An 8860-nucleotide genomic window follows, 5' to 3' on the forward strand; every position below is an offset into this window, starting at 1 on the left:
GCGACCAACCAGTCGCGACGCACCTCATCACCCAGCAGGCCAGCATCAGCCGCGAGGACTCCACCGGCGACCTCCTCGTCACCGTCGCACCCGCCAGCAGTCCGCGCCTCGAAGATGTACAGATCCTGCTCGACCTGCCCGGCTTCGACCGCGCCGGCTCGAAGTCCCTGCACCGGAGCCTGTCCGAACTGGTCTCGTCCTCGCTGTCCGCCGACATCCCGCGGCTGCTCGGTCAGTGGGCCACCGCCGCGCTGAAGCAACCGTTGACGGTTATCGCCGACCACGACAAACCCGTCGGCTCCACCGCCGACACCCTGCGCATGTCGCCGGCCCTCGTCCTGCGCAAGCGTGGCTCCTACGCCCTCGCGTCGTACTACGAGGCAATGCTCGCGGCCTTGGACGCGGGGGCACCCGTGCCCGTCGGGCTCTCGCAACTCGTCGAGACCCACGACGACAACACCCGCCGCGACTGGCTCGAATCCCACGTCAGCGACACCCCCAGCGCCGAACCGCTCTTCCCGCTACCCGCCAACCGCGCCCAGGCCGGCATCTACAACCGCGTCATGAACGACACCGGCGTCGTCGTCGAAGGCCCTCCCGGCACCGGCAAAACCCACACCATCGCAAACCTGATGTCCGCGTTGATGGCTCAAGGCCAGCGCATCCTCGTCACCAGCGAGAAAGCCCAGGCGTTGCGCGTCCTCAAGGACAAGCTGCCCGCCGAACTTCAGGACCTCTGCGTCTCCGTCACAGACATGGCGCGTGGGGGATCGGCCGAGCTCGACGAGAGCGTCTCGACCATCGCCACCCGCAAAGCAGCGTTCGACGCCACCGAGTCGGCCCGCAAGATCCGTTCCCTCGCGGCCAAGCGGATGGGCACCAAAGAACGTCGCTACAAGCTCACCAAGCAGATCGGCCTCGCTCGATCCTCAGAAGCAGAGATCCACACGTTCTCGCCGACGTATTCAGGAACCCTCGCGTCGATCGTCACCACGCTCAACTCCCAGCAAGACGAACTCGGCTGGATCCCCGGCCCGCTGCACACCGAAACCGCACCCGTCGACAACGCAACCTTCGCCTCGCTGTTCACGGAGAGCCAAGAACCGAGACTCCCGACGGCCGAGGAGATCCGATCGCTGTTCGCCCGCGCCGGAACTGCCTCGGGATCGATGTTCGACGACATCGATCCGATTCAGCTGCAGTACATTCTGCCGTCGGCGCAAGCCCTCACCGACCGGGCACGAGCCATCGAGTCCCTCGGTCCGGACTATGCAGCCCTGGCCGACGGGATTCTGTCCGGCGCGCTGGGCACGTTGTGGTCCCGCGCGCAGACCGTCTCCGCGATGCTGTCGGTCGCCGTCAGTTCCAATGCCGCAGTGGGGTCCCATCACTTGACGACGCAGGTCGCCACGCGGCAGGCACTCAACGCGTTCGACGCACTTGCGAGGCTCTACGAGAGCGGCTCCTTCGACGCGACGCGCACGTCCAGTGAGCAGGTGGCCGTTGATGGGCTCGATGCACGAGCAACCGTCGATGGCACCGACGCGACCCAGGCCACTGAACTCCGGCTCGTCACCAACCACCTCCGCGCCCTCGTGGCCGTCGACGATGCCGCACACCTGTTGCGCAGCATCGGTATCGAGCTGCCCATCGATCCCGCCGACTCCCGCGAACAGCAGGTCGACACCCTCCACACCGTATGGAACCAGGTGCTCGCGACGGGCAGCATCGCAACGGCACGTGACGAACTCGTCGGGGCCCTCGGTGCCGTAGTTCCATCCTTACCGCCGGTCACGACGCGCGCCGAGGCGGTCGCTCTCGCCGACGACATCACCGCGCTGAGCGGTGGCTCCGACGAATCCACCGCACGCGACGAGCTGACCAACCTGGCGGAGCGGCTCGCCTCCGATCCGACAGTGCCCGACGGTCTCGCCGACGCAATCAGAACCGGCGACATCGACGACTACGAGCGGCTCGCCAGCTACGTCCAGCCACAGAACAACAACACCGATCTGCTCGACGACTTGGCCGAACATGCTCCCACCCTCGCCCGCGCCCTGTCCGAGGACACGACGATCGACTGGTCCGCGCTCGCACCCGCCTTCACCCGGGCCTGGGCCTGGCGCTGGACCAAGCAGTCGATCGAGGCCGCGCAGCAGCCCGATCAGAACGACAATCTCGACGCCGAACTCGATGCCCTCGACGAGGAAATCTCCTCACTGACGGCGCAACTTGCCGCTGAGCAGGCGTGGCAGGAATGCCTGCAGCGCATGACGAGTCGCGAAGTCACCGCACTGCGGGCGTATCAGGAGAACATGTCCAATGCTGGCCTCGGCACCAGCAGCCTCGCGCAGCGGTACCGAGTCGCAGCCCGTGCGGCGATGCAGGATGCGCAGACGGTCGTGCCCGCGTGGGTCATGCCGATCGCGCAGGTTCTGTCGTCGATTCCGCCGCAGCAGAATGCGTTCGACGTCGTCATCGTCGACGAAGCCAGCCAGGCCGAGATCACCAGTATGTTCCTGATGTGGTTGGCGCCGCGCGTCATCGTCGTAGGCGATGACAAGCAGTGTGCGCCGGCGTCGATCCAGAACTACACCCTCGAATCCGTCATCGAGCGGCTCGACTACTTCCTGCCGGATGTGCCTGTCACGACCCGGATGACGCTGACTCCGCGGTCGAGTCTGTTCTCGATGCTGCGCACCCGATTCGGCGATGCCGTGCGACTACGCGAGCACTACCGATCCATGCCGGAGATCATTCAATGGTCGTCGACGCAGTTCTACAACGAACAGCCGCTGGTGCCCGTCCGACAGTTCGGTGCGGATCGGCTTGCACCGCTGCGCAGTACGTTCGTCGAGGATGCGAGCACCACTGGTTCGAGCACACGACTGAGCAACGCAGCCGAGGCGAACGCCCTCGTCGACCAGCTCGCGCTCTGCCTCGCCGAACCCGACTACGAGGGCAAGAGCTTCGGCGTCGTCGTCCTCCAGGGCGCAGCGCATGCCGACCTGATCCGATCGCTGATCTTCGAGCGCATCCCGTCCGAGCAGATCGACGAGCGACGCATCCGCGTCGGTACACCGCCGGACTTCCAGGGCGACGAACGTGACGTGATGTTCCTGTCGATGGTCATCGCACCCGGCTCGTCGTCGAAGGCGCTGACGACGGACATGTTCAAGCGGCGGTTCAACGTCGCCGCGACTCGTGCACGAGATCAGCTGTGGCTGTTCCACTCCGTCACGGCCGACAGCCTGGCAACCACCGATCTACGACGGTCACTGCTGTCCTACGTCGAAGCTGCGCCGACGGTTCCGGTCCCCGCGATGCCCGACGCCGTCTCGCCGGATGCACCGCATCCGGACTTCGGTTCGCTGTTCGAGCAGCAGGTCTTCCTGGCGCTGCGTGAGCGCGGCTACCACGTCAACCCACGCGTCGATGTCAACGAGATGACCATCGACCTGGTGGTCACCGGCGCCGCTGTCCGAGTCGCGATCGAATGCGACGACGACAGTGCAGTCGACGCCGACGAGCTGCTGAGCCGTATGGAGCGCGAGTTCGAACTGCGACGCTGTGGCTGGCTGTTCCACCGGATCCGGGCGTCGGACTTCGCCCTGGACCGTGAACGTGCACTCGACACCATCACCGAACTTCTCGACTCGGTCGGCGTCCTGCCTGACGAGGTAGCGGTGGTCGTCGAGGGATCGGAAACGTCGACGTGGACGCCGATCGCGTTGGTGCGTGATCCCGACGACGCCGAACCCGACGAGGAAGCAGTCGAGCTCGTCACCGTCGAAGCGCCCGCGCCGTCCCGGACCGTCGAGGTGGATCTCGCGCCGCTGCCGGAGGCCATCGAGACAGTCGACGAGCCCGACGAGACCGACGACGTCGATGACGCGGCGGTGGACGATTTCGACGACACCGACGTGTCCGAACCGAGGCCGGTTCGGACGATGCCGCGTGAGGATCTCATTGCGGCCATTCGGTACTCGCAGAAACGCAACAAGTTCTCCGTCGCTCAGACGGTGGAGGACTGTGAGGTCACGCCCGAAGCCGTGCAGGAGGCGTTGGCGGAGATCAAGTCTCGCGACGACGCGCTGAGAGCGTCGAAGAAGAGACCCCCGGCTCCGACGCTGGACGTGATGCCACGGAAGCGTCGTACATCGGGTGCTTCGAGTGAGCCGGTCGTGGTGTCCGGAAGTCGTTCACTGCAAGCCGAGTTGGATGCATTGCCGGTCGCGTCGTGGGCGGGAGCGCGTGAGATTGCTATCGCTGCGGCACGTCCGAATGCTCCGTTGACGTTGGAGCGGTGTCAGCGGGTGACGGGGTTGTCGCGGACGAAGGCGGATCAATTGTTGTCGGATTTGGTGGTGTTGAAGAAGTTGGTCACACGCAAACATGAGGGTGTCGAGCAATGGGTGCGGCCGCAGGGGTTGACGCTATGACGCAGGTTGCGAGCCGGTCCGAGGGGTTGCGGGACTGGCAGAAAGAGGCGTTCGAGAAGTGGGTGTCGTTCGGCTATCGCGCGATCGTCGAGGCCGTCACCGGCACCGGAAAGACGCATGTGGGGTTGGCGGCGACGCTGGACTCGGTCAGTCGTGGTCGACAGGTGTTGGTGGTGGTGCCGAGTATCGATCTGCTCGAGCAGTGGTACACGGCGATGGTGAAGGCGTTGCCGAGTGTGCGGATCGGGCGACGTGGGAATGGGCACAACGACACCTTCCGGCTGTACGACGTGTTGATCACGACGATTCAGTCGGCGATCCGGCCGGGTGCGCCGATGCCTCGAACGGGTGCGCTGCTGGTTGCGGACGAGGTGCATCGCTACGGTGCCGGTTCGTTTGCGAAGGTGCTGATCAACCGCTTCGAGGAGCGGCTCGGGTTGACAGCGACGTTGGAGCGTCAGGACGACGGTGTCGATACGCATCTTATGCCGTACTTCGAGAACCTGGTCAAGGGCTGCGATGCAGCGCGGGGGCGACGTGACGGGATCCTTGCGCCGGTGCGCGTGATGACGGTCGCAGTTCCGTTCTCCGCTGACGAAGCGACGAAGTTCCAGGACTTGGACGAGAAGGCGAAGTCGCTGCGCAACACGTTGATCTATGACTATGGCTGTGCTGCTGAGCCGTTCGGTGAGTTCATGAAGAACGCGGTGGATCTGAGCAAGGAGCGGCACCTGCCGGCGAGTCGTGTGGCGAGTAGGTATCTGTCTGCGTTCAGTAAGCGGCGGGCGTTGTTGGCGGACTGTGAGGGCAAGTTGCAGGCGCTGGCGGCGATCACGCCTGGGTTGGCGAAGTCGGAGCGCTCGATCGTGTTCTCGGAGACGAAGGAGTCTGCGGCGAAGGGCGCGGAGGTGCTCAAGGCTGGTGGGGTTGCGGCGCATCAGTATTCGAGTCATTTGGATCGGGTGGGGCGGACGCGGATTCTGAAGCAATTCCGCAGTGGTGAGCTGACGTCTTTGGTGGCGCCGCGGGTGCTGGACGAGGGTATCGATGTGCCGGCGGTGGATGTCGGGGTGATCATCGCGAGCAGTTCGTCGAAGCGGCAGATGATTCAGCGGATGGGCCGGATTCTGCGGCTGAAGCCGGATGGTCGGCCTGCGGCGTTCGTGATCATGTATGTGGCGGGGACGAACGAGGATCCGTCTCTGGGTGCGCATGAGGCGTTTCTGGATGAGTTGACGGGTGTCGCCGAGGAGGTCGTGGACGTCGAGCTCGCTGATGCGGGTGCGGTGTTGGCGAGCTGGTTGGATCAGTCGGCGCCGATCCTGCCAAAGCCGCCGGTGGAGCCTACCCCGATCGAGCCGATTGTGATTCCGCAGTCGAAGATGGTCCCGACGACGGTATCTGCGGCGAGAACGAAGACGGTGAAGGAGATTCTGTCGGAGGCGCAGTACGGGACGCCGCATCAGCTCGACGGGATCCTGCGGTGCATGGCTGCCATCGATGTGCGGGAGGCGTCGGTGTTGATCCGGCGTTACGGGATAGACGGGGCGAAGCCGCGGACGGTGTCCCAGGTGGCGGCGGAGATGAATCTCAAGCGCATGCTCATCGACAGCCTCGAGAAGCGGGGGTTGAAGTCGTTGGAGAGGGAAGCGGGGAGGTTGTTAACTGTGTTTCGAAGCTCTTGACAGAGCCGAAAGTTTCAATAGTTCCGTATATTTGTCATGTTGTATTGGATTGAAGAACTGTAGAGGGATATTTATGGATCGTATTACTGAGTCAGTCATGAAGCGTTACGTGAAAGAGGCCGGTATCGGTGCACGGCCGGAGCATCAGCAGTTCGAAGCTTTTGCAGGTTCTGTCCTGTTGCGCGCGGAGGTCGGTCATGACCCTGAGAGCTCAATCGATGATTTTCTGGCCGGCGACGGGATTCAGGGATACGATCTCTTCGCAATGGTAGTCAACGATGAACTGGTAACTGACGTTATTGCACTCGATGAAATTTGCGCGCGCGCTAGGACTATCAGTGTCGAATTTGTATTCGCTCAGTTCAAGACATCTCCATCCTTCAAGACTAGCGAATTCTCAAACTTTTCGGACACCTGCCGTATGATAATTGAGAAATCAAGCTCGCTGGATACTCAAGAGTTTCCAGCATCCCTCCTGGTTTCTGCAATATATGACAGGGCCGAAATGTTTAAAGTCAATCCCAAGCTTTCGTTGTTCTACGTCACGACTAGCGGTGTCGATCCGGAATTGCCGATAAGGCGCAAAGCTGAGAGCTCACGATCCGATATTATGCAGCTCTCTCTTACTGCTTCGGTAGATATCCAATTTGTTGGCGCGGCCGCTCTGCAGGCTCGGTGGCGACAGCTCGATCAAGGTACTACACGGACAATTCGATTTGAGAAAAAGGCGTCAATGCCTCAGATTGACGGAGTCGTCCAGGCCTACATCGGAATGTTGCCTGCCCAGGAGTTGCTTAATTTGGTGACGGTGGATGGATCGCCAACTCGAATGCTGAAGTCGATCTTTTACGATAACGTTCGAGACTTTCAGGGTAACGTTGACGTGAACACAAAGATCAGCGAAACGCTGACTGGCTCTGACCGGGCTAGGTTTGCGGTTTTCAATAATGGCGTTACTATCGTTGCTCAAGAAATTAATAACACCGGCGATACTTTCAGGCTGTTGGATTATCAAGTTGTCAACGGGTGTCAAACCGTTCACGTCCTGCATGAGGCTGCAATGGAACTCGGTGGCATAAATTCATTGCCCGATGTATTTGTGCCGGTCAAAATGATCGCTACCAGCGACGCAGAGGTCGCTCGAAGTATCGCGCAGGCTACGAATCAGCAAACTCAGGTCACAGCCGAAAGCCTTCTGGCCAACTCGGAAGTGCAGAAGCGAATCGAAGAATATTTCACAGCGGTTGACGATGTCGATGATTTCAAGCTCTACTACGAGCGTCGACTAAAGCAATGGGCCGGCAGCTCGGTTGTCGTAGGCGCTTGGAGGATGGTTACGATCCGGCAGATGATTCGTTCGTTTGGAGCGGTCTACCTAAACCAACCACATACAGCCAATCGATACTACAACGATCTTCGCGATCAGGCCGGTACCCGAATCTTTATCGATAGCAATGCGCCCGGGCTGTTTTGGATCTCAGCTCTGCTCTTTTGCAGAATCGAGTTCTTGTTTCGAAATGACAAGATAGATGCGAAACTCAAGCCGATAAAATTCCATATGATGGCCGGAATCTCAAGAGCAACACTTAAGGGTAAGACTCCACACTTCAAGAATAGCGCTGCGGTTGAGAAATATGTAGCTGACCTGCGAACTTTGCTTGCGAGTGATGAGCGCCTCATCAAGGCGATCACCATCTGGTCAGACGGCGCAACAAGCTACTCTTCGACGCTCGTTCTTGACCGCGACTTCTGTCGCACCCAAGAATCCGCCACCAAGTATGCGATTGCTGTTAGCCGCAGGATTCGTACAGAAGATCCAGTATTGGTCAAACAGAGGTGATATTGGTTAGTTGGCGTTTTGCTGAGTTTCAAATTCGGCTGTGTGTATTTTGCGACTCTCGTATCGGCCCTGCGGACTAGCAACTAGCGCAGCTACGGGCGCAAGGCCGACTCGCCCGGCAAGCGCTTTCATTGCAGACTCACGAAGAATGGTCAGCCTGGTCAGAGCCCGGGGCGCGATCGAGGACATCGAGAACGACCACAATCGTCGGCACCGCTGCTTGCTACTTGGCGCCAAACGGCTGGCGAGTACGCTGCCGCGTGTACCCACAGCCGCAAACCGGTGGATGGGTGTGATTCGCATGAACTGCATAGTTGCGACCCCCGGAGCACGGCCTTCCGACTGTCGGTGAAATTTCGGGGTCTGCGGCGGATAGACGGTGTAGGTCTGGCGGTCCCTCGTGCGTCCGTGAGAGGCGGGGATGATCGAGCCGCTAACTCGGCAGGCGTGAGGAGGCAGGTCGATTGGCTGCGGCAAGTCAGCACCACCTGACGTACGACGCCATGCAGAATGATCTGTTCAAGAGTTTGTCAAGTGATTGAGGTTCTGGCGTGGGTACTGTGCACGAGGTAATCGAAGCGTTTCGGCAGGCTCCGTCGAACTCGGAGCGAGGAACGAAGTTCGAGCAGTTGATGGTCCGGTACTTTCAGCTCGACCCCATGCTCAGTCAGGAGTACGACCAGGTCTGGCGCTGGATGGACTGGCCCGACCGTGCCGGTAAACCTGATACGGGGATCGACCTCGTCGCGCGCAACAGCGACACCGGAGAACTGACCGCGATTCAATGCAAATTCTACGAACCCACCCACACCTTGGCGAAGGGCGACATCGACTCCTTCTTCACCGCGTCGGGCAAGAAGCCCTTCACGAACCGCGTGATCATCTCGACCACC

4 protein-coding genes are annotated in these 8860 nt (G+C 61.0%); all 4 read left to right on the forward strand.

The annotated features are described in order from the left end of the window. Positions 1 to 4442: AAA domain-containing protein (locus A2J03_RS13545; RefSeq protein ID WP_068374693.1), on the forward strand; the 4442-nt coding region annotated here is incomplete at its 5' end. Then, entirely contained in the window at positions 4439 to 6127 is a 1689-nt protein-coding gene (locus tag A2J03_RS13550) for a DEAD/DEAH box helicase family protein (RefSeq protein ID WP_197480751.1), read from the forward strand. The genes A2J03_RS13545 and A2J03_RS13550, both read left to right, overlap by 4 nt. A 97-nt stretch (positions 6128 to 6224) precedes the next feature. Further along, a complete protein-coding gene (locus A2J03_RS13555; RefSeq protein WP_068374695.1) occupies positions 6225 to 7967 on the forward strand; it encodes an AIPR family protein in 1743 nt (580 codons plus the stop codon). A 551-nt stretch (positions 7968 to 8518) separates the two neighbouring features. After that, positions 8519 to 8860, forward strand: a 342-nt coding sequence (locus A2J03_RS13560) for a restriction endonuclease (protein WP_197480752.1), incomplete at its 3' end; no start/stop codon positions are given.

It is taken from the genome of Rhodococcus sp. EPR-157 (assembly GCF_001647195.1).
Taxonomy (GTDB): Bacteria; Actinomycetota; Actinomycetes; order Mycobacteriales; family Mycobacteriaceae; genus Rhodococcoides.

Coding starts and splice junctions, on each gene's coding strand:
- A2J03_RS13550 (WP_197480751.1), top strand. CDS start 4,439: ATGACGCAGGTTGCGAGCCGGTCCGAGGGGTTGCGGGACTGGCAGAAA.
- A2J03_RS13555 (WP_068374695.1), top strand. CDS start 6,225: ATGAAGCGTTACGTGAAAGAGGCCGGTATCGGTGCACGGCCGGAGCAT.